Origin of the sequence: Thiocystis violacea, assembly GCF_016583565.1 — a bacterium.
Lineage (GTDB): Bacteria > Pseudomonadota > Gammaproteobacteria > Chromatiales > Chromatiaceae > Thiorhodococcus > Thiorhodococcus violaceus_A.
In genome coordinates, this window is the sequence record NZ_NRRF01000268.1 from 1 (window position 1) to 574 (window position 574).

The window sequence follows — 574 nt, forward strand, 5'->3', positions numbered from 1 at the left end:
TCGTACGGGTAGTCAGTCTTGAACTTGTCTTCGTAGAACGTGAAGCCGCGCTGGGTGTCGTCAAGGATCACGTCGGCGTCCAGGTAGGGGGCGAGGCCCTTGCGGCAGTACACGTTGGCCTGCAGGGTGCCCTTCTTGGACTCCACCATGCCCTCGACCTGGTGATACGGGCCTGCGACGATCGCGGTCACGTAGCAGGGGAGGCGCGTGGTGGGGGAGAAGGTCCAGCGCGCGATGCCGCGGGCCTTGCCGCCGATGGTGATGCTCGCGCCGCCCACCGAGGTGATGGTCGAGGGGCTGTTGGACAGCACGTGCCAGTGGTTGGGGGCCGTGACGGTGAACTGGAAGCTGGCCTTGAGGTCGGGCTGCTCGAACACGGCGTAGACGCGGCGGGTGTCGGCCACCTCGAACTGGCTGTAGAGGTAGACCTCTCCGTCCTCGGGGTCCACAAAGCGGTGCAGGCCCTCGCCGGTGTTCATATAGGCACAGTCGGCCACCACGGTGAGGGTGTTGCTCTCCTGGAGGTTGGGCAGCGCGATGCGACTGTCCGCAAAGTGCGTCGCGGGGTCGAGCG

At 66.0% G+C, this 574-nt stretch carries 1 protein-coding gene; it reads right to left on the reverse strand.

Annotation, left to right across the window (positions count from 1 at the left end; all coding sequences use genetic code 11):
• On the reverse strand, positions 1–574 hold a 574-nt coding region (locus tag CKO23_RS25150; protein ID WP_242482726.1), incomplete at both ends, for a hypothetical protein.